Origin of the sequence: Cobetia sp. 14N.309.X.WAT.E.A4 (assembly GCF_030397495.1) — a bacterium.
In the GTDB taxonomy this organism is placed as follows: domain Bacteria; phylum Pseudomonadota; class Gammaproteobacteria; order Pseudomonadales; family Halomonadaceae; genus Cobetia; species Cobetia marina.
On the sequence record NZ_JAPNXT010000014.1, the window covers coordinates 60,311 to 81,256 of the forward strand.

At 64.2% G+C, this 20,946-nt stretch carries 17 protein-coding genes; 3 read left to right on the forward strand and 14 right to left on the reverse strand.

Going from position 1 to position 20,946, the window contains the following annotated elements; all coding sequences use genetic code 11:
- Positions 1 to 74: 74 nt before the first annotated feature.
- From eat to OW493_RS15740, 4 genes are all read right to left on the reverse strand, one after another.
- The gene (eat, locus tag OW493_RS15725) at positions 75 to 1,493 is read right to left on the reverse strand and encodes an ethanolamine permease (protein WP_289864859.1); all 1,419 of its coding nucleotides are present in this window, start codon (positions 1,491 to 1,493) and stop codon (positions 75 to 77) included.
- Positions 1,494 to 1,565: 72 nt separating this feature from the next.
- Positions 1,566 to 2,453 (reverse strand): ethanolamine ammonia-lyase subunit EutC, encoded by an 888-nt coding sequence (eutC, locus tag OW493_RS15730; protein ID WP_289864860.1) that lies wholly within the window; start codon positions 2,451 to 2,453, stop codon positions 1,566 to 1,568.
- Complete coding sequence (locus OW493_RS15735) at positions 2,450 to 3,856, reverse strand: ethanolamine ammonia-lyase subunit EutB (protein WP_141392029.1); 1,407 nt, start codon at positions 3,854 to 3,856, stop codon at positions 2,450 to 2,452. Before OW493_RS15735 ends, eutC begins: the two co-directional genes overlap by 4 nt.
- Before the next feature lie 295 nt (positions 3,857 to 4,151).
- Positions 4,152 to 5,084: a MurR/RpiR family transcriptional regulator gene (locus OW493_RS15740; RefSeq protein ID WP_289864861.1), complete on the reverse strand. Its 933-nt coding sequence runs from the start codon at positions 5,082 to 5,084 to the stop codon at positions 4,152 to 4,154.
- Between the two features lie 165 nt (positions 5,085 to 5,249).
- Here OW493_RS15740 and OW493_RS15745 point away from each other — a divergent pair, with 165 nt between their 5' ends.
- The 3 genes from OW493_RS15745 to OW493_RS15755 all read left to right on the forward strand — a co-directional run bounded on the left by OW493_RS15745 (position 5,250) and on the right by OW493_RS15755 (position 8,673).
- Positions 5,250 to 6,578: an aspartate aminotransferase family protein gene (locus OW493_RS15745; RefSeq protein ID WP_289864862.1), complete on the forward strand. Its 1,329-nt coding sequence runs from the start codon at positions 5,250 to 5,252 to the stop codon at positions 6,576 to 6,578.
- A 64-nt stretch (positions 6,579 to 6,642) separates the two neighbouring features.
- Positions 6,643 to 7,215, forward strand: a complete 573-nt coding sequence (locus OW493_RS15750) for a carboxymuconolactone decarboxylase family protein (protein WP_141392032.1) — start codon at positions 6,643 to 6,645, stop codon at positions 7,213 to 7,215.
- A gap of 201 nt (positions 7,216 to 7,416) precedes the next feature.
- Positions 7,417 to 8,673 (forward strand): FAD-dependent oxidoreductase, encoded by a 1,257-nt coding sequence (locus OW493_RS15755; protein ID WP_127734872.1) that lies wholly within the window; start codon positions 7,417 to 7,419, stop codon positions 8,671 to 8,673.
- A 28-nt stretch (positions 8,674 to 8,701) separates the two neighbouring features.
- On the opposite strand, the gene OW493_RS15760 is transcribed toward OW493_RS15755, so the two are convergent.
- The 10 genes from OW493_RS15760 to OW493_RS15805 form a co-directional block, all read right to left on the reverse strand.
- On the reverse strand, positions 8,702 to 9,808 hold the full coding sequence (locus tag OW493_RS15760; RefSeq protein ID WP_289864863.1) for a glycosyltransferase family 4 protein: 1,107 nt from the start codon (positions 9,806 to 9,808) through the stop codon (positions 8,702 to 8,704).
- An 859-nt stretch (positions 9,809 to 10,667) separates the two neighbouring features.
- Positions 10,668 to 11,840 carry a glycosyltransferase family 4 protein gene (locus tag OW493_RS15765; RefSeq protein WP_084208247.1) on the reverse strand — a complete coding sequence of 391 codons (1,173 nt, stop codon included), beginning with the start codon at positions 11,838 to 11,840 and terminating at the stop codon, positions 10,668 to 10,670.
- Positions 11,841 to 11,958: 118 nt separating this feature from the next.
- Positions 11,959 to 13,077 (reverse strand): hypothetical protein, encoded by a 1,119-nt coding sequence (locus OW493_RS15770; RefSeq protein ID WP_077374048.1) that lies wholly within the window; start codon positions 13,075 to 13,077, stop codon positions 11,959 to 11,961.
- Between the two features lie 8 nt (positions 13,078 to 13,085).
- Entirely contained in the window at positions 13,086 to 13,883 is a 798-nt protein-coding gene (locus tag OW493_RS15775) for a glycosyltransferase family 4 protein (protein ID WP_289864864.1), read from the reverse strand.
- A 52-nt stretch (positions 13,884 to 13,935) separates the two neighbouring features.
- A complete protein-coding gene (locus OW493_RS15780) occupies positions 13,936 to 14,952 on the reverse strand; it encodes a phosphoribosyltransferase family protein (RefSeq protein ID WP_289864865.1) in 1,017 nt (338 codons plus the stop codon).
- On the reverse strand, positions 14,949 to 16,070 hold the full coding sequence (locus OW493_RS15785) for a glycosyltransferase (RefSeq protein WP_289864866.1): 1,122 nt from the start codon (positions 16,068 to 16,070) through the stop codon (positions 14,949 to 14,951). Before OW493_RS15785 ends, OW493_RS15780 begins: the two co-directional genes overlap by 4 nt.
- On the reverse strand, positions 16,060 to 17,538 hold the full coding sequence (locus OW493_RS15790; RefSeq protein WP_176494392.1) for a lipopolysaccharide biosynthesis protein: 1,479 nt from the start codon (positions 17,536 to 17,538) through the stop codon (positions 16,060 to 16,062). The genes OW493_RS15785 and OW493_RS15790 overlap by 11 nt, the downstream gene beginning before the upstream one ends.
- A complete protein-coding gene (locus OW493_RS15795) occupies positions 17,529 to 18,362 on the reverse strand; it encodes a WbqC family protein (RefSeq protein WP_084208243.1) in 834 nt (277 codons plus the stop codon). The genes OW493_RS15790 and OW493_RS15795 overlap by 10 nt, the downstream gene beginning before the upstream one ends.
- A gap of 3 nt (positions 18,363 to 18,365) precedes the next feature.
- Positions 18,366 to 19,508 (reverse strand): DegT/DnrJ/EryC1/StrS family aminotransferase, encoded by a 1,143-nt coding sequence (locus tag OW493_RS15800; protein WP_077374068.1) that lies wholly within the window; start codon positions 19,506 to 19,508, stop codon positions 18,366 to 18,368.
- Positions 19,509 to 19,604: 96 nt separating this feature from the next.
- On the reverse strand, positions 19,605 to 20,915 hold the full coding sequence (locus OW493_RS15805; RefSeq protein WP_240499685.1) for an exopolysaccharide biosynthesis polyprenyl glycosylphosphotransferase: 1,311 nt from the start codon (positions 20,913 to 20,915) through the stop codon (positions 19,605 to 19,607).
- Positions 20,916 to 20,946 lie beyond the last annotated feature (31 nt).

Below are 20,946 nucleotides of genomic sequence, written 5' to 3' on the forward strand. Positions count from 1 at the left end.
TAGAGACGACAACGCCCGCCATGGTCAGCCATGGCGGGCGTTGTCGTCTTTGCTAAAGGGTCTGCCTGAGCGGATCAGCTGGCCGCGAGATCACTCTCGGCATTGGCCACCAGCGCGAACTCTTCCTCGGCGGTCTTCGCCACCAGCTGATGGCGACTGAAGATGGCGTAGTAGGCGATGCCCACCACGAACAGCACCACGGTGTAGTTGAAGGCGCGCGGGTCAAAGGCATAGACCCCGGTCAGCGCGATCAGCGACAGCACCAGCGCGATGGAGGAGGTCACGATGCCACCCGGCGTGCGATAGGGGCGCGCCATCTGCGGCTGGCGCAGGCGCAGCAGGATGTGGCTGGCGGCCATCAGTGCGTAGGAGACGGTCGCCCCCACCACCGCCATGCCCAGGATCAGATCGCCTTCACCGGTCAGCGAGACCAGGAAACCGAAGATGCCCGGCACCACCAGCGCCCAGGTCGGCGCCTTGCGCTTGCTGGTCAGCGACAGCGTCTTGGGCAGATAGCCGGCCCGTGACAGCGCGAACACCAGACGGCTGTAGCCGTAGATGATAGAGAAGAATGAGGCCACCAGCCCGGCCAGTGCCAGCACGTTGACCAGCGTCGCCAGCCCTTCGCTGCCGGTCGCGTTCAGCGCATCCACCAGCGGCACGGCACTGCTGCCGATCGCCTCGGCACCGGCGGCACCGGCCAGCAGGAAGACGACGAGCACGGCGGTGAACATCAGAAACAGCATGGCGCCGATGATGCCACGCGGGACATCACGAGCCGGGTTGCGCGATTCCTCTGCCGCCAGCGGCACCCCTTCCACGGCCAGGAACAGCCACATGCCGAAGGGCAGCGCGGCCCAGATGCCATACCAGCCATTGGGCATGAAATCGCTGGCACCCCAGGCATCCGTCGGCGCGATGTCGAACAGGCGGCTGCTGTCGAAGTCACCGATCAGCGCGACCGCGGTGGCGATGATCGCGAACACCGCCAGACCGCTGATCACCATCATCACCTTGAGCGCCTCGCCAACCCCCGCCAGGTGGATGCCGATGAATACCAGGTAGAAGATGGCGTAGATGATCGGGCCATTGATGCCCAGCAGCGACTCCACCGCGCTACCGATGAAGATGACGATGGCTGCGGGTGCCAGCGCATATTCGATCAATACCGCAAGGCCGGTGAGATAGCCGCCAGCCGGGCCCATGGCCTGGCGCGCGAAGCTGTAACCGCCGCCGGCGGCCGGTATCGCCGCTGACATTTCCGCCAGCGACAGCACCAGCGCCAGATACATGATGCCCATCAGTAGCGCCGCGATCGCGAAGCCGCCCCAGCCCGCCTCCGCGATACCGAAATTCCAGCCGGCGAAATCACCGGAGATCACATAGGAGACCCCGAGTCCCGCCAGCAGAATCCAGCCCGCCGTGCCCTTCTTCAACTGCCGTCTGGCCAGATAGTCCTGCTCGTTGGTGTCGTGATTCGTGTCGCGAGTCATGGTGCCGCCTTGTTTCCGTCAAGCATTGTCATTGTTGGATCGGGAGATTCCCGCTGATGCGCTGCCATCCCGTCAGGACAGCAGGAAGTTCTGGATACCGCCCCCGCTCTCCAGCGAGTTGTCGCCACTTCTGTCCTTGAGCCCCACCCCGGTGAGGCCGAGCTTGCGGGCCTCGCGCAGCAGGTAGTGCAGACGCTGGGCAGCCATGGCGAAGTCGAGCCCTGCCGGGCGCACGTTGGAGATGCAGTTGCGGCTGGCATCACTGAGGCCGACGCGCGGCTGCCAGGTGAGATAGAGGCCGAGGCTATCCGGAGAACTGAGACCGGGGCGCTCGCCGACCATCACCAGCACCGCCCGCGCCTTGAGCAGTTCACCGACTTCATCGCCGATCGCGACCCGTCCCTGCTCCACCACGCTGATGGGTGACAGCGTCCAGGCATCCGGACCCTCCTCGGCAAGCGTTTCCAGCAATGCCGCGATGAAGGGCGCGGCGTTGTTCTGGACCGCCAGAGACGAGAGCCCATCGACGATCACGATGGCCAGATCCGCAGGCTCCGGTGCGAGGCTGGACAATTGCTCACACGAGGCCTCATCAAGACGCCGACCGTAGTCGGGGCGTTGCAGATAGGTGGTGCGATCCACGGCGCGACTGTGCAGGCGCTGGAGGTCCGGGGCGTTCTCGAGGGCGGGCAGCTGATTGAGATCCTCGATCAGTCGGGGAATCTCCAGCGGCAGATGGACGGCGTCCTGCGCGCGGGCATGCGCCAGCTGGAATTCCAGCGAGCGCTGGGTCGGCAGGCTGATGCCGGCGCGGCCCAGGCCGATGCGCGCATCCGTGAACTGCCCCAGCAACTGCCAGGCATTGGGCGTGACGATGGCGGGCGACTCGCTGACAGCCGTTCCCTGCTGGCCCTCGCGAGCCGCGGATGACGCATCACTGGGGGAGGAGTCGTGGCTCATGCGTCACCTCCGGATACCTGACGCAGGGAGTCGGCAAAGCAGGATGGCATGTCAGCGGGCAGCTTCTGCTGGGCGACATCGGTGAAGATCTGCATCTCCTCGAGCCAGGCGGCGAATTCCGGCGCCGGGCCCAGGCCCAGCACCCGTCGTGCATAGAGAGCATCGTGGAAGGAGGTGGTCTGATAGTTGAGCATGATGTCATCGGAGCCGGGGATGCCCATGATGAAGTTGCAGCCCGCCACCCCGAGCAGCGTCAGCAGGGTATCCATGTCGTTCTGGTCGGCATCGGCATGATTGGTGTAGCAGATGTCGCAGCCCATCGGCAGGCCCAGCAGCTTGCCGCAGAAGTGGTCCTCAAGCCCCGCGCGGATGATCTCCTTGCCATTGAACAGATACTCGGGACCGATGAAGCCGACCACGGTGTTCACCAGCAACGGCGAGTACTTGCGGGCCACCGCATAGGCGCGCGCCTCGCAGGTCTGCTGGTCCAGGCCGTGATGGGCATCGGCGGACAACGCACTGCCCTGGCCGGTCTCGAAATACATCACGTTGTCGCCCACCGTGCCGCGCTTGAGTGACAGCGCGGCCTGCTGCGCCTCCGCCAGCACGGAAAGCTCGACGCCGAAGCTCTCGTTGGTGGCCTGGGTGCCGCCGATGGACTGGAAGACAAGATCCACCGGGGCGCCCTGCTCGATGCATTCAATGGTGTTGGTGACGTGGGTGAGCACGCAGGACTGGGTGGGGATTTCGTATTTCTGGATCACCTCATCCATCAGACGCATCAGCTTGATGCTCTGGGCCACGTTGTCGGTGGCCGGATTGATGCCGATCACGGCGTCGCCGTTGCCGTAGAGCAGGCCATCGAGAATGCTGGCAGCGATGCCGGTGACATCATCGGTAGGATGGTTGGGCTGCAGACGTGTGGAGAGATGGCCGCTCTTGCCGATGGTATTGCGAAAGGCCGTGACCACCTCGCACTTCCTGGCGACCAGAATCAGGTCCTGATTGCGCATCAGCTTGCTGACCGCCGCAGCCATTTCCGGGGTGATGCCGGCACGCACCTGCGCCAGCACCGCCGGCGTCGCGAGGTCACTCAGCAGCCAGTTGCGGAAGTCGCCGACGGTGAGATGGGCGATCGGCAGGAAGGCTACCGGATCATGCTCATCAATGATCAGGCGGGTGATGTCGTCCTGTTCGTAGGGAATCAGCACGTCGTTCAGGAAGGTCTTGAGGGGCAATTCGGCCAGACACAGCTGAGCGATCACTCGCTCCTCGGCGGTTTCCGCGATCACGCCAGCAAGGCGATCTCCGGAGCGGGCGGGGGTCGCCTTGGCCATCAGCTCGGCCAGACTGGCGAAGCGATGGACCTGACTGCCCAGGGTGTAACGGTATTCGCGACTCATGGGTGATTCCTTGCACTGACAGATGTCATTTCATCTCAGTCGTTTTGCAGGAATCACGCCAATTTCTTCAGGTCCCTCTTTGGTCCTGCACATGCCTGCAGATCCCACGCTGCAAGGCGTGCCTTCATGACTGACACGCCTGCACGGCGAGAGTGAGCATCACCGCGGCGACACCCTCGCACCAGATTGGCGCGCCTTCAGTCATTCGCGAACGGAGGCGAGCAGACAGATGCTGCCAATTGGTGCGCCCGCCCAGCCATGCCGCGTGAGATGGGACAAGTGCATCGGCGCCAGATCAGCGACGTGCGCCTCCCAGCACCGTGATGATCGCCTCGCGCTGCTTGAGCGAGGCCACGCCTGCCTCTCCCAGCTTGCTGGCCACCTCGCTGAGCAGACCTTCGGCGAGAAACATGAAGGCGCTCATGCTGTTGCTGTAGAAGAGGCTGTGATTGGGCACATGGAAACTGTGGCGCGCCAGCGGCTCCAGCGGGGAGCTGGCCGAATCGGTCAACGCGATCACCACGACTCCGCGTTTCACTGCGACCTCGGCACAGGCCACCACGCTTGGGGTATAGGGGAAGCAACTGGCCACCACCAGCACGTCGCCGGCCGTCAGCTGGGCCAGCGCATCCGCCACGCCCTGACGACTGGCATCCAGCGGCGCCACGTCCGGGCGCAGCATGCCAAGTCCATAGGCCATGAACAGTGCCAGAGAATTGAACTGGCGCATGCCATGCAGGCGCACGCGCGGGGCTTCTGCCAGCAAGGTGGTGGCGGCCTCGAAGGCCGCGGCGTCCACCCTCTCCAACATGCCGAGAATATTGGCGCTTTCCTGGCGCCCCAGTCGTGCCAGCTGTGCTATGGCACCACTGTCGGCATCACGTGACGAGAGTCGCGCCGCCTGGGCGCTGTAGAAATGCTCGCCGTCCGTCACGGCCTGACGGAAGACAGCCTGAAACCGGCTGAAGCCCTCATAGCCCAGGCGCTGCGCCAGACGCGAGAAGGTCGAGGCATTCACGCCGGTCATCTCCGCCAGCTGGCTGATGGAAGATACCGCCGTGCGCTGCGGCGATTCGATCAGCACGGCCAGCACGCGTCGGGAACTCGCGCCGAGGCGGATCTCCACCTCACGACGATCGATCGCCACCAGCAGCTGCTTCAACCCTTCCAGGGTCTCCGGCGGCGAGTCAGGGGATGCGGGCCCGGGGGCTCGGGAGGATGGGGGCATGGGATGCCTCCTTGGCAAGGGACAGGACAGATGGCGGCAACGGTAGCATCTCTGGCGGGTCGAGTCCGAAGGCACAAGCGACAACATGCAATTATTGATTGCATAAACGACAAATGCACTACATATTTGCATTACGCCTTCGCGCCCCCGCCCCACGGAGCCCCTATGAGCCACGTCTTCCATCGCAACCTCCATCAGGACTACCCCACCGCCGTGCAGGGCGATGGCCCCTACATCGTCGACCGAGAGGGTCGCCGTTATCTGGATGCCAGCGGTGGCGCTGCCGTCTCATGCCTGGGCCACAGCGATGAAGCGGTAGCTCAGGCCATCAAGGATCAGGTCAGCCGACTGGCCTACGCGCATACCTCGTTCTTCACCAGCGAGCCGATGGAGCAGCTGGCCGACTTCCTCATCGAGCGCGCCCCCGCAGGGCTCGACTCCGTCTACTTCGTCTCCGGTGGCTCGGAAGCGGTCGAGGCAGCGCTCAAGCTGGCCCGCCAATATTTCGTCGAGATCGGCCAGCCCCAACGCAAGCATCTGATCGCGCGGCGTCAGAGCTATCACGGCAATACGCTGGGCGCGCTGGCCACTGGCGGCAACGCCTGGCGCCGCCAGCAGTTCGAGCCGCTGTTGATCAACGTCAGTCACGTCAGCCCCTGCTACGCCTATCGGGACCAGCAACCCGACGAGACGCCCGAGGCGATGGGCGTGCGTCTCGCCGCCGAGCTTGAGGCGGAAATCCTGCGGCTGGGCGGTGAGAACGTGATGGCCTTCGTGGCAGAACCCGTCGTGGGTGCCACCCTGGGGGCCGTCACGGCGGTGCCGGGCTACTTCACGCGCATCCGCGAGGTCTGTGACCGCTACGGCGTGCTGCTGATTCTCGACGAGGTGATGTGCGGCATGGGACGCACCGGCAGCCTGTTCGCCGCCGAGCAGGAAGGTGTCACGGCGGACCTGATCACCATCGCCAAGGGGCTGGGCGCCGGCTATCAACCGATCGGCGCGACCCTGGTCAGCCAGCGCATTCGTGATGCCATCGCCAATGGCTCCGGTTTCTTCCAGCACGGCCATACCTACATCGGCCATGCCACCGCCTGTGCCGCGGCGCTGGCGGTCCAGCAGACCATCGAGTCCCGCGAGCTGCTCACACGTGTCAACGTCCTCGGCGAGGGACTGCAAGCACGCCTGGGCGAGCGCTTCGCGGACCACCCGCACATCGGCAACATCCGTGGTCGCGGCCTCTTCCAGGGGCTGGAGCTGGTGACGGATCGCGACAGCAAGCGCCCCTTCGACCCTGCCCTCAAGCTGCACGCACGCCTCAAGAAGGCCGCCATGGCCGAAGGCCTGATGTGCTACCCGATGGGCGGCACCCTGGATGGCCGCCAGGGCGATCACATCCTGCTGGCACCGCCGTTTATTCTGCAGGAGTCGCATCTGGACGAGATCACCGACAGGCTGGGGCGTGCCATCGACACCACCCTGGCCAGCCTGTGACGGCTCAGCTGCAGGCGCATTGACTACCCACGATCTTTGAATGGATTTGAATGGAGTGACTTTCATGGCGATCACATCGCGCCTGACCGAACTGGATGAGGCCAGCATGAGCGCAGCCCAACGTGAGGTGATCGCCGAGATTCTCAGCGGCCCGCGCGGCAACCTCGACGGCCCGTTTCTGGCCTGGGTCCACAGTCCGGAGCTTGCCAATCACGCCCAGCGCCTCGGCGCCTTCTGCCGCTACGCCACCGGCCTTGAGCTGCGCCTGAGCGAGCTGGCGATTCTCACCACGGCGGTGTGGTGGAAGTCCCAGGCGGAATGGCAGATCCACGCGCCGATCGCCGAGCAGGCCGGTCTCTCGCCGGATGTCATCACGGCACTGCGCGAGGAGCGGGAGCCTGAGTTCGACCGCGATGATGAGCGGCTGATCTATCGCGTCACCCGCGCGCTCTACGCCGAGCGACGCATCGATGATGCGCTGTATGCCGAGGCCGTCGCGATGTTCGGCGAGACGGTCGTGGTCGAACTGGTTGGCATACTGGGTTACTACGCCCTGGTGGCGATGACGCTGAACGTGTTCGCCGTGCGGCGTGGCGATGACATCCCGCTGCCCTTCGAGGAGCCGAACGGCTCCTGAACCGCTCGCCGCAAGTCGCTCATCGCCTGGCGCCCATCGCCCTGGCGGACACGCTGCCGAGACGCATGACGCCCTTGCCGAGATTTCCCCTGCGAGGCATGCTCGGGTTGTCACACTCTGCGCCCCGGCTGACTCCGGGGCGCGATGCATTGCGGCGCAAGCATCCCGACAACAACGACAAGACAACATGGTGAGCATTCGATGAGTGATAGCGAACACACGGAAGTGGCCGTGGTCGGCGCGGGCGCCGTCGGTGTCGCCTGCGCCCTGTGGCTGCGGCGCAGCGGCCACGAGGTGACGATGATCGAGCGCGAGGGCATCGCCAGCGGCACCTCCTTCGGCAATGCCAGTACCCTCGCGGATTATGGCTGCCTGCCCATCGCTCGCCCCGAGATCTGGCGCAGCATGCCCTCGCTGCTGCTGTCACCTGACTCCCCCTTCGTCATCGACTGGAAGTGCCTGCCGAGGCTCTCGCCGTGGTTGATGCGCTTCATGGGTCAGTGCAACGCCACGCGCTTTCGAGCCAACAGCGAGATGCTGGCGCGTCTGCTCAGTCACACCTATGAGGACTATCAGCCGCTGCTGGACGCTGCCCCGGCGGCGGCCGGGATGATCCAGCGCAAGGGCTGTCTGTATGCCTACGGCAAGGCCGAGAACCTGCAGGCCGCACAGGGCGATATCCGGCTGCGTGACCAGCTCGGCATCCAGCAGCAGGTACTGACAGCGGACGAGCTGATCGCGCTGGAACCCGCCATGGCAGGCCATACCGCCGGCGGCGTGCTGTTCCCCTCCTCCTGTCATCTGGATGACCCGCAGGTGTTCATCGATACCCTGGCCGCTCCGCTGCGTGAGGAGGGCCGACTCGTCACCGCCGAGGTCACCCGCCTGAGCTCTCAGGCCTCCGGCATGCTGCTGGAGTACGCCGACGGCAGACGGCTGATGGCGGACCGCGTGGTACTGGCAGCCGGGGCCTGGTCGGCACATCTCGCCCGCCAGATCGGCGACAGGATTCCGTTGGATACCGAGCGTGGCTACCACATCGAATTCGATCTCGAGCACTCGCCGCTCAACCGCCCGACCTGTCCGGTGGAGAGCGCCTTCTACATGACGCCTCTGCGAGGCGCCGAAGGGCCGCGTCTGCGAGTGGCAGGCACCGTGGAGTTGAGTTCGCTTGCGGGGCCCGCCAACCCGGCCCGCTTCGACTATCTGGAAACCCGAGTGCGCAGGGTGCTGGGACTGGATGCTCCAGTAGCCCGGCGCTGGCTGGGCTTTCGCCCCACCCTGCCGGACTCCGTGCCGGTGATCGGCCCGTCACCCAACGAGCCGCGCGTGATCCATGCCTATGGCCACCAGCATATCGGCGTGACCCTGGCGGGCGTGACCGGGCGACTTGTCAGCGAGTGTTTAGCCGAAGGCTTACCTGACTGGCTGGCACCCTGCTCCCCGGCACGTTTCTGATATTGCGCGAGGCATTCGAGGCCGAGCCTCAGGATGCCTTGTCCAGCACCCGCTGCCCGGGCAGCATGCGCGCCAGCAGCTGCTGCCACTCGTCACACAGGACGTCGGCATCGAAGCGTGCCGCGTTCTCGCGCGCCAGCAGGGACATCTGCTGGCGCCGCGGCGCGTCCTCGATCAGCAGGCAGAGCTCACGCGCCAGTGCCGCAGCATCTTCCACATCCACCAGCACGCCACTGCCGCCCTGAAGGATCTCCGCCGGGCCGGTCTCGCAGTTGGTGGAGACCACGGGAAGACCGAAGGACTGCGCCTCCAGCAACGTCATCGGCAATCCCTCCCAGCGCGAACTCATCGCGAACAGCGCCGCCCGCTGATACTCCTCTTCCACCCGGGAGGTGCGACCGACGAAGACCACGCTCTCGCTCAGTCCCAGCGTCCAGGCCTGGGCCTTGAGGGCGTTCTCATCCTCTCCCCAGCCGACGATGCGCAGTCGCCAGTCCGGATGTTGACGGGCGACCCTGGCCCAGGCCTCCAGCAGGACATCAAACCCCTTCTGCTCGGTGAGGCGGCCGACGGCCAGCACGGTGCGCGATGCCTGAGTCGGCGCATTCTCCTGGGGGATGCGCGGCACCGGATTCCAGATCGCCTGCACCTTGTCGGTGAAGCCATAGCGTGCACGCCACGCCGTGGCGTCCCGCTCGGTCAGCACCACGATGGCATCCGCCAGACGCACCGCGGTCGAGCGCCCCACCGTGCGCAGGTGCGAGCCATGATGCGTGCCGAGATTGAAGTGCTCCCAGCACACCAGTCGCGAACGCACGAAAGGTGCCCATGACGCACAGAAGGCGAACAGGATGGAGTCCACCAGAATCACGGCACCCGCCTGATGGCGGCGCACCTTGGCAAGCAGACCCGAACTGATGCCCATGAAGCGGCGCACGCCACCGCGCGCTTCCTTGAGCTTGAGCTCACTGGTCATGACAGCGTCATCGAGATGAAAGGAGGTGGTCGCGGGACCGAACAGGCTGGCGATGGTGACATCATGTCCCGCGCGTGCCAGTCCACTGGCGATCTCGCAGGTCACGCGTTCCGTACCGCCGTCACTGGAAAGATTGCCGACGATGAACAGGATCTTCATTTCTCATGCGCTCCGTGCAGGGAAATTCACGCAGGAGAGCCGTGTCCGGCAGGCGCAGCCAGGGGCGCGGTGCACCAGACATGACAATCTCCGGCGCAGAAAAAACCCGCCACCGACGAGTGTCGATGGCGGGGTCTATTTTGAAGGGCTATTTCGAGTGGACGATATCGAGTGAGCCATTTCGAAAGGCTAGCTCGTAAGCCAGTTCGAGGGGCTCTGGCGAGAAGCCATATCCGGGTGCTCTGGCGAGGGTCGATCACGCATGGCCATCGCGCTGTCTCGCCTGACAATCGCGAGCTCTGCCCACGATCGCGGTGTCACCAGACATCATGCGTCGCTCAGGAGGAGGCTCTACCGCCCGGCTTCGCATCATGCAGAGCTGGGTGATGCTCCCTGTCGGAGACCTGGTCAATCACGCCACAGTCCTCGCAATGATAGCGAGGCGGCAGCCCGATCAGCCGCTGCCACCAGTGGCGCTTGATACGGTGCACGCTGGCACCGCCACATTGGGTGCAGAAACGATATCCACGCATGATGACTCTCTACTCCATGTATTCTCAGATATCCCGGGCACGACCCCGAGATGCTTCCATTACGTGCATGGCAACTGGCAGGACAGTCAAATGGCGCAATCGCCATCATGCGCTGCCCTCTACTCGGCAGACTGACACCGCGGGCTCGCGCCGTGTGGGCGTGGTAACGACAAGGCGATGACGACGTGAAGGTAACGGCGGCGCAGGCACCAGAAGGATGACGGCCTGACAGGTAACGTGGTCTGTCCATTATGCGCCTCTCGCGCGCACGCCGTTTCCGATATTCGCCGCACTGCATAGCAGCAAATCCGTCATGCTTTCGCCGCTCAGGCCGGTGACATCGCGCCGCGTCCCCGTCCGATTTCCGGCGCCAGGGTGTGCTGCATGCACCCGAGATAGGCCCGTACCACGATGGCCTGATCGAACTCGCGCTCGATACGCTCCCGTGAGGCCAGCCCCGCCGCCTCCAGGGCCTCGCGGGGCATTTCCAGGCAGGCCTGCATGTGCTGCTCGAGAGAGTCGATGCTGCCGGCCTCGCACAGCCAGCCAGTGGCCCCCGGCAGCACCGAGCTGCGACAGCCGGGCACGTCGCTGACGATGGCGGGACGTCCCATCGAGGCCGCTTCGAGTACCGTACGCGGCATGCCTTCTCGGTAGGACGGCAGCACCAGGATGTTGGACTCGGCCAGGAACGGCCTGACATCACGCTGTTCCCCCAGATAATGCAGCACGCCCCGCGCACGCCACTGGGCGATTTCCTCGTCACTGATCGCGGTGCGGTTGCTGATGCCCGATGGCCCGATCAGCCAGAAGCGTGCCTGGGGATAGCGCTCATGCAGGCGTTCCGCCGCTGCCACGTATTCCCGCACGCCCTTGTCGGCGATGAGCCGCGCGACCATCACGAAGGTCAGCGGCGGGCTCTGGGGCTGTTCGGTGAAGGCGAAGCGTTCAGGGTCGATCCCCGCACCGGGCAGCACCACGGAAGGTGTCGACTTCTGCAGCCCCATGCGCAGGAACAGCGCCTGGTCATCCCGGTTCTCGAAGAACACGCAGCGTGCGCCGCGATTGGCGATGCCGTACAGCGCCCGTACCCGGCGGAACAGCCAGCTGTCGTGGAGGAAGGCGGTGCCCAGTCCCGAGACGTTGTTGGTGTAGGGGATGTTGAGCAGGCGACAGGCAAGCCCCGAGTAGATATTGGCCTTGATGGTGAAGTTGAGGACATAGCGTGGCCTGAGCTTGAGCAGCGTCATCAACAGCGCCATCAGGCTCTTGCCCTCACCCACGAGTGACGTGCCCTTGCCTTCCATCCCCAGCGGCCGATGCTCGACCTTGAGCTCATCGACCAGGCGCGCACTGTGTGCATCGGTGGGAGCGAGACACACCACGCGATAGCCCGTGTCGCGCAGGCCCTCGATGACACCGCGATGGAAGTTGTAGAGGAAGAAGGACGAGTTGGAGACCAGCACCACCGTGGCGGGCCGGGAATCTGATGTCGGCATGTGGCTATCCTTGGCATGTGATGCAGAGGAACAAGCGAGGGGCACGGATCGCCTGCCCGGTGATCTGCCAGCCACAGGAGCGGCGGGAAGTGTGCGGGCAGGCGATCAGCGCGAGGCGTCAGTCGAGCAAGGCCGGGCGGCGTTCCTGCTGCCAGCGGCGAATCAGCCCGGTGTCGTAGGCCATGCAGACCACGTAGATGACCAGGAACGGGAAGCGGTAGCGCACTGCCGTCCCGTAGTTGAAGACCACCAGTCCATAGATGGTGAAGGCGCCGATCAGGTACAGCAGCCAGAAGAGCGTCTTCTCGCGCTGGACCTGCCAGCATTGCAGGGTCAGCCAGACGAGGAAGACCACCACCAGCAGATTCTCGCCGGCCTGGATCAGCTGCAGCGGGTTGGCCGCCTCCCAGGGCAGCGGTTTGATCAGGAAGTACAGCGCCCCCTGGATGCCCGTGACCACGAAGTCGCCGAAGCCCTGGATGATCTCGACATCCTCCTTCTTGCCGCCATCCTCGATGTACATGGCCGCGCGGAAGAAGTTGATCTGGTCCACCGCCAGCGGATAGATGATCAGTACGCTGGCGACCAGACCGACCAGCAACCAGCAGAAGCGCTTGGTGGAAAGGCCACGGCGGCTGACGTCGTAGACCACGTAGACGCCGAGGAACACCAGCATGATCAGCATGTTCTGGAACTTGATCAGCCACAGCGGCATCAGCATCAGCAGTGCCCAGCCCGGTCGCCGTTCGATGGCCAGCAGGAAGCTGGCCAGCATGAAGCCCGTCACCAGGGTGTCGCGCAGACTCAGCGAGCTGTAGAGCACCAGACTCGGGTAGCAGAGCAGGAACAGCAGCACCGCATGCGAGATGATCCCGCGGCGCAGCATGACCATCAGCCCGCCGATGTAGAGAAACTTGTTGAAGAATCCCAGACTGGAAATCGTCTCCACCAGCGGCAATGGCAGCAGGGCCAGCAGGCTCGAGGAGAACGAGACGGTCAGCGAGTGATCCATCGAGTCCCAGTCCATGCTGCGCATGGCCAGTACCTGCTCCCAGTAACGGAACTGGTCCGGCATGTATTCCGGCGAGAACAGCACATTGTTGAGCAAGTAAGGCACCAGGCTGCTCAGACTCAGGATGATCGCGACGTTGCGGGTCACCCACCCGCGCACGAAGCCCACCATCACCAGTACCAGACAGACGAGCAGATTGGGCAGGTCGAGCAGTATGGCTTCCATGAAACGGCTCAGTCCCTGACGTCGGTGTGTGTAGCAGACAGGCCGGCATTGGCCGTGACGCGATACGTCGCCGATGCCCTGTCACCCGCAAACGCGGTGACCGGCACGGTCTGCGTGTCCCGTCCCTGCACGCGTGCGGGAGTCGCGGACGCGACTGACGGGCTGTCTTCCAGCTCTTGCGTGTTCATGCCTGCCGCCTGCATCAAGAGCCACAGACACCGCATCAAGGGCCCTTCTTCCAGCTCCGCAGACGATTCCCCGGCGTGCGCCGCGCCACCGATGCGCTGTGGCGCGAGATCCAGTTGCGCGGTATTCGCCTGCGGGATGCCTGCCTCGCTGGCCAGTGCCTGAGTGATCGCTTCGCTGGCCCCGATCACCAATGCCGCCTGCGGATACTTGAGCGCCATCGCACGTCTTGACGCGTCGCGACGATTCCCCGCCGCTGCCAGCTCCTGCGCCAGCGCCGCGACGTGGTGGATGACCACCGGCACGCGCCGCCGATTGAGGCGCGCCGCCTTGAGCGCCGTCAGGTTGGCTTCCAGACCGCTGGACATCAGCACACAGGGCTTGTGGCGCGCCAGGTAGCGCGTCAGCGCCAATGACAGGGCCAACGGCCCCTGCCTGCCAAGCTCCACCAGACGCACGCCATGCGCCAGCGACGTGACGACGTCTTCCTCGGCATGCGGCAGTACCACATCCACCTCGTGTCCCAGGCGGGTCAGACCCGCGGCCAGCGCCAGCATCTGACGAGTCTCGCCATGATCGGAGCCGGCCGAGACGAATAGCGCCATCCTGTGCGTTTTCATAACGATTCCTTTGCAGTGGATGGACACCCCCGAGGGGGTGTCCGCGCGAGGTTCATGCCACTCGCTGGAAGACGCCCCGTGCCTGACGCTCCCAGGAAGCCGGCAGCAGCTTCATCACCCGGCGGATGCCACGCTTGCATTGGCGTGTCATCCACTTGCCACGCTGCAACTTCAGCATGGCCAGCCATTCGGGGTTGACCATCTGCTGGGCATCCACGCAGTAGACCGGCTTGCCGGTCATCTGCGCGATGCTGCTGGCCTGCCCCACTTCACTCTCGATGAACAGCCGACAGCCCGACTCGCGGTAATAGCCGGCCTTGTGGCTGGCATGACAGCCCAGTTTCAGTCGCGCTTCCTTGCTCGGCAGATCCAGCATGATCAGTCGCTCATAGGTCACGCCATGGCGCGCAAGCCAGGCCTCCGTCTCGGGGCGGTACTTCTCGAGACGGTTGGTGACCAGCGAGTGCACCCGGTAGGTGGGCAGATGCAGCGGGGTCGCCTCGAGCAGGAATCTGCGATAGCGCGGGCCGTCATCGTTGTCTTCGGGAGAAGGATCGAGACACAGCACGCCATCGATATCCACGCAGGCATCCTCCAGTGCCGGATGGTGGAAGAGGTTCCACTGGAAGGCGCGCGGGTGTTCGAGCTCGACGAGCGCCAGATCCACTTCATTGGTGACCCCGGGGTTGGCGTAGATCACGCAGGTCATGATCTCGCAGGGGCAATCCGCCGGGATGCGCGCCAGGGAGGCCTTGAGCGAGGCACCGCTGTTGAGGCTGTCATCCACCAGCAGCACGCAACGATAGGCCCAGGCGGAACGTGTGCCTTCCTCGGACACCTCGCCGGCGGTGGACTCGCGCAACTTGCGCGTGATGCCCTTGCCGGGCACGCCATCCGCCAGGAAGGTATCGAGATCGGTACAGGCGCGATTGAGCATCGCGCTGATCATGTAGGCCGGCACCATGCCACTGCGCGGAATGCCGACGATCAGGTCGAAGTCCCCTGCCTGCAGGCGTGACATCTGACTGGCGATGTCACGGCCCAGATCGCCGTAGCTGCGATAGTTCATGCCGCTGCCTCCGTGTCCTTCGCCTGCCCGGGCGTGGCAGCCTTGCGACGCGTCAGCTTGGCGAACATGTCGCGGCGGACCAGCGACAGCACCTTGTTGCGCTGCATGTGGTGCAGATAGCCCAGCCCGCGGCGGAAGTTGGCGAGGCGCTGCTGGGTGGTGCCGGGCGCCATCACGTACTGCTTGAAATAGTGATAGAGCGGGATATACAGGGTGTCGGCTTCCGGCAGCGTGCGCGTGGCGCCATAGAAGGTGTCGATGGCGGCCAGCATGTCGCGCTGGTAGCGCTGCTCGACCTCATGATCCTGCTGCTGGGAGGTCCAGGAGCCCTTGGCGTTGCGACGATAGACGCAGGCGGCATCCTCGTAATAGAGCGTCTCACCCAGCAGCGCCATGTAGGCCTGCAGGAAGAAGTCCATGATCGGCGCACCACGGTAGGATTCCAGCATGGCGTCCACATGCGACTCCACGCGGCGGAAGGTCAGCGCCGGTGACGGAATGGAGCCGCCCCGCAGCCCGATGATGGCCTCGGGGGAGAGACGCGCGACGCTGTCGGCATAGCGGCAGATGATCGAATGCTCATCGCGATGCTCGTCATACTCGATGGCCGGGTGGAAGCACACGGTGGCACGCGGGTTGGCATCGAACAGCGCCACCTGACGCGCCAGCTTGTCGGCCTTGACCCAGTAATCATCCCCTTCGCAGTAGGCGATGATGTCGCCGCGCATCACCGGCATGCAGAAGGTGATGGGCCACACGTGCTGCGAGTACTGGTTCACGTCCTGCAGGATCGGCCGGATGATGGAGGGGTAACGCGCGGCATACTCCTCGATGATCTCGCGCGTGCCGTCGGTGGAGGCATCATCATGCACCACGATCTCGAAGGGAAACCGCGTGCGCTGCATCAGAAAACCATCCAGAGCCATCGCGATGTAGTCGCCGTGATTGAAGGCGAAGCACATCACCGAGACACGCGGCGTGGAGAGATTCCCCTCCCAGTCCGCCATGATGGTGGCTTCATCCGCCGGTGCCGGGGGAACCGGAATCGGCCCTTCCTCGAGGGTGCCCCCCGTGACCGGGGTACCCTGCGCCTGGGAATAGCTCAATTCAGCTAGCATGAAGATTCTCCACTTTCCGTTGTGAAAGACGATCTCGTATCAGACCAACACCCGACTGCCAGGCCGGAAAGCGCAGCAGGCAAGAGAGCAACAGGTAACTTGCGCCGGAGAGACATCCCAGTCCCAGCAGCGCCGCCCACGGAGACCAGTCTGGCGATGCCGCCAGATGCTCCACCGCCAGCCAGCAGCAAAGCGCGATGACCGATGACAGCATCAGGCTCGGCAGGAAGTCGACGCACTGCTCGCGGATGCTGTAATCGATCAGCGTTCGCGAGAACCACGCATTGGGGATGTAGGACAGCACTGCCACCACGATCTGACCGATCAGGATCGCGATCACGCCGTGTTGCCAGGTGAGCGCCAGCACCACGCAGATCAGCAGCTTCTTGATCACCTCAAGCCCCAGGAACAGGTCCGAGCGCCCCTTGACCTTGAGCACATTGAGGTTGAGCGAACTGAGCGGATACATGACGGCGGCGATGCACATCAACTGCAGATAGGGCACGGCGTCCAGCCAGCGGTCGGGGAACAGTGCCTCGAACAGCGGACGGGCCAGCGCCGCCATCAGCAGCACCCCGGGGAACAGCAGATAGACCATCAGCTGCAGAATGCGTCGATAGGCATCCTTCAGCCGCACCGGGTCATGCTGGATGCTGGCCAGGGCCGGGAAGGTCACGTTCTGGATCGCGGCGACCAGTTGATTGAGCACCAGCTCCTTGAGGCGATCGGCAAAGAAGAACAGCCCCGCCACCGAGGCCGCGAACAGCTTGGCGATCACCAGCACGTAGAGATTGACGAACACCACGTCCAGCATGCGCGACAGGAACATCTTGTAGCCGAAGCTGAACATGGCCTTGAAGGCGTCCATGTCGAAGGTCAGGTGCGGACGCCAGCTGCCCCACCACCACATCAGTGCCGTGGTCACGAAGGCCGCCGTCAGCATCTGGCCCACCAGCGCCCAGACCCCGAAGCCCAGCCAGCCCAGCAACACCGCGACGCTGCCCGAGATCACGCTGCCGGGGATGCCGGCCTTCATGCGGGTGCGAAAATCCAGTGCCCGGTTGAGCATCGCGCCCTGGATCACCTCGAAGGCGTTGATCAACACCACCAGCCCGCCGATACGCACCAGCACGACAAGCCGTGGTTCAGCGTAGAAATCGGCAATCAACGGAGCGCTGAGATACAGCAGCACATAGGCCACCACCCCGAAGCCGATGTTGCTGAAGAAGGCGGTGCTGGCATCACGCGGGCCGAGAGTCGGCAGACGCAGGATGGCCTGCTGCAGGCCCGAATCCATCATGGCCGAGGCGATGGTCAGAAAGACCAGCACCATGGCCAGCAGCCCGAAGTCTTCCGGCAGCAGCAGACGGGCCAGCAGCAAGGTGACGATGCTGGCCATGCCACGGCGCAACAGCTGATCCATGAAATTCCACAGGATGCCGATGGTCGTCTTGTGGGTCAGTGACACGCGGCGACGCCTCCGGCTGCTTCTCGTGAAGAGGCGCGCGGGCGCGAAGCAGGCTCTGCAAGCGACGGCTGCCAGAGCTGATCCATGCCCTCAGCGGCGGGCCCCCAGGGTGCATCTCCCGACAGCAGGGTGTACTCCGCCAGCCGCGAGACGACGTCAGCGGGTGAGCACCACATCAGCACATCGATGATCGAGAGACTGCCGACGAACTCGCCCTCACGCGCGCCGGGCGCTGCCTGGCGGTAATCACGCGGATGGCTGGAGAGAAAGGACAGACGCAGCCCTGCCTGCTCGAAGGCCTCCCCCCGGTAGAGCTTGCGCCCGCCGATACTGTTGACGTAGCCGCGCCCGCCGCGCTGGCGGGAAAGTTCAATGAGACGGTCCTGCGCCGACTGGCTGCGCTCGTAATCCATCTCGCTGGTCAGCGCGAAGCGACACTCGAGCCCCAGATAGCGGCAGATCGTCTCGAAGCTGAACTGGCACAGTGCCCCGATGCGGCGATCCTCATGCATGAGAATCGTCTGCAGCAGCGGCATGACCTCTGCGTAATGCGGCGCCTTGGCATAGGCATGGTGCAGAGTGGTCAACAGTGACTGGGGGGTCGGCGCGAACGACAGCTCGCTGATGCGCCGATTGGGTGAGGCATCCGGCACCGACAGCGTGAAGCGATGGGCCTTGCCGCCCAGCAGCACGCTGTTGCGGTTGATGTAGCCACGCGGGATGTAGGCGACGTCGTCATAGATGAGGAATTCGTCACAGGCGTGCATCAGCTGGAAGTAGCCCAGATGCGGCAACAGATAGGGTTGCATGATCGCGATGTTCATCGTTCAGGCTGCCTTCTGATGCCGATCGACGATGACGCGCACCGCGGCGAGAATCTCGCTGACCTGAAGTCCCGAGAACAACGGCAGACACAGGATACGGCTGGCGATGTCTCTGGAATGCACGATCTCGGGCTGCTGGAAGTCCGCGTCCTGCAGGTCTGCCGCCGGTCGCCCCAGAAATGCCAGTGACTCCAGCGACGGGCAGAAATAGCGCCGCGGCTGGTAGCCTTCCCGCTCCAGACGCTGCATCACCTCCAGCAGGACACTTTCGCTTTCCAGAATGATCGGGAAATAGGCGTAGTTGAGGCTGACGCCCGGCTGACGTGCCTGAAGCTGCACGTTGCCCTGAAACGCCTGGGCATAGGCATGCCAGACCAGCGCGCGGCTCTCGAGGTTGCCCTCGATCTCGTCGAGCACGCACAGCCCCATGGCGGCCTGGAACTCGTTCATCTTGGCATTGATGCCCAGCTCCTCGATGCACTCGGGGCCGGTGATGCCGAAGTTGATCATCTTGCGGGCACGCTCCAGGTCTTCCTTGCGCTTGAAGATGATCGCGCCGCCCTCGATGCTGTGGAACAGCTTGGTGGCATGGAAGCTCAGGGTGCTGGCATCCCCGTACGACAGCAGGCTGTTGCCACGGTAGGTCGCGCCGAAGGCATGGGCGCCGTCATAGATGACCTTGAGGTCGTGCTCTTCCCCCAGCGCATCGATGGCTTCCACGTCACAGGCGTTGCCGAACACGTGCACCGGCACGATGGCGCGGGTACGCGGCGTGATGGCTGCCTCGACCTGTGCGGGGTCCAGGCACAGGGTGGCAGGATCGATGTCCGCGAAGACCGGCTGCATCCCTTCCCACTTCAGGCTGCTGGCCGTGGCGATGAAGGTGAAGGGAGTCGTGATGACCTCGGCGGGTTCGCGCTGCCCGACCACGTTGTTGATCCCCAGCGCGCGATAGGCCACCTGCAGTGCCAGGGTGCCATTGCTGACCAGCAGCAGATGCTTGACGCCCAGATAGGTCTCCAGGCGCCGGGTCAGCTCCTGCTCCAGCGGGCCATGATTGGTCAACCAGCGGCTCTGGAAGATGGCATCCACATAACGATCGAAATTCTTCCGCTCGGGAAAATAGGGGCGCGTCACCGTGATCATGATCTCGACTCCTTTCGTGCATCAGACAATGGGTGGTAGCTCATGGGCCCCTGTCAGGTCGCGAGTGCCAGGGGTAACCGGAGGAAGGAGGGTCGGCTAGCGCGACCCGTTCCCGCTGATCACGATCCGGATGGTGCGAATCACCACCAGCAGATCCAGCCAGAAGGAAAAGTGCTTGATGTAGAAGAAGTCGTATTCAAGCTTGCGGATCATGCCCTCGACTTCCGCGGCATAGCCCTGCTCGACCTGCGCCCAGCCGGTGATGCCCGGGCGTACCACATGGCGGTAATGGAAGAACGGCACATCCTTGCGATACCAGTCCGCCAGATTCATCGATTCCGGACGCGGCCCGATCAGGCTCATGTCACCCTTGAGCACGTTGAACAGCTGCGGGAGTTCATCGAGACGGCACTTGCGGATGAAGCGCCCGACCCGGGTGATGCGCGGGTCACTGCCTTCCTGGGTGAAGCCGGCCCCCTTCATGCCGTCATACATGCTGCGAAACTTGTAGACGGTGAAGGGACGGCAATGAAAGCCCATGCGTGGCTGACGGAAGACCACGGGGCCCGGGCTGTCCAGTCGGATGGCCAGCGCGGTCAGCAGCATCACCGGTGCCAGCAGCGGCAGCAGCACCAGCGCCACGCTGAAGTCCATCCAGCGCTTGATGACCTCGTAATCCTCACGCGGCATCAGCGAGCCGAATTCATTGGCATAGAGGTGATCGAGCAGCACGCGGCCGGTGATCATCTCGTGGGCCTGGGTGGCGTGATAGACGGGAATGCGGTGGATGGTGCAGTCAGCGAGGAAGCTCTCCCACTCACGGGGCATCTCGGCACGCAGGTCTGCCACCACGCCATCGATGCGCCGCATGCCCACGAGGTCCGGCCCCTTGAGCGTCAGCCACTCGACCTCGCGACGCTGACACAGCGCCGGCGCCTTGCCGAACGGCACCACGGCAAAGCGCATGCGCCGGACATGGGTGTCGATGTAGTAGTAGGCCGTGCACAGGCTCACGGCGAGCAGGAAGGACAGGCCGACCTGATGACGCGAGTAGTCGAGATCGAAGACCCCCAGCGCCAGCATCAGCATCAGATAGCAGATGACGATGGTGGGTACCACGTAGAGGTAGGAGCGGGTCCCCGGCAGGCGCGACAGACGATTGACGGCGGTGATGGACAGCGTATAGGCCACCCCCGTGCCGATCATGGCGTGCCATTGGGCATCGCTGGTCAGCCACCAGCCGTGGTCACCGGGTACCAGCTCGTTGAGCCCCGCCTGGTAGAGTGCCGGCGCGATCACCACCACCAGCATGCCGAAGACCAGCTGCAGGCGTTTGCTGGCGATCAAGCGCTCGTAATGATGCGAGTAACGACGCTGGTGCTCCATCGATAAGGGTAAACCGCTCATCGTGCCATCTCCTCCGTGATTCAAGCGTCAT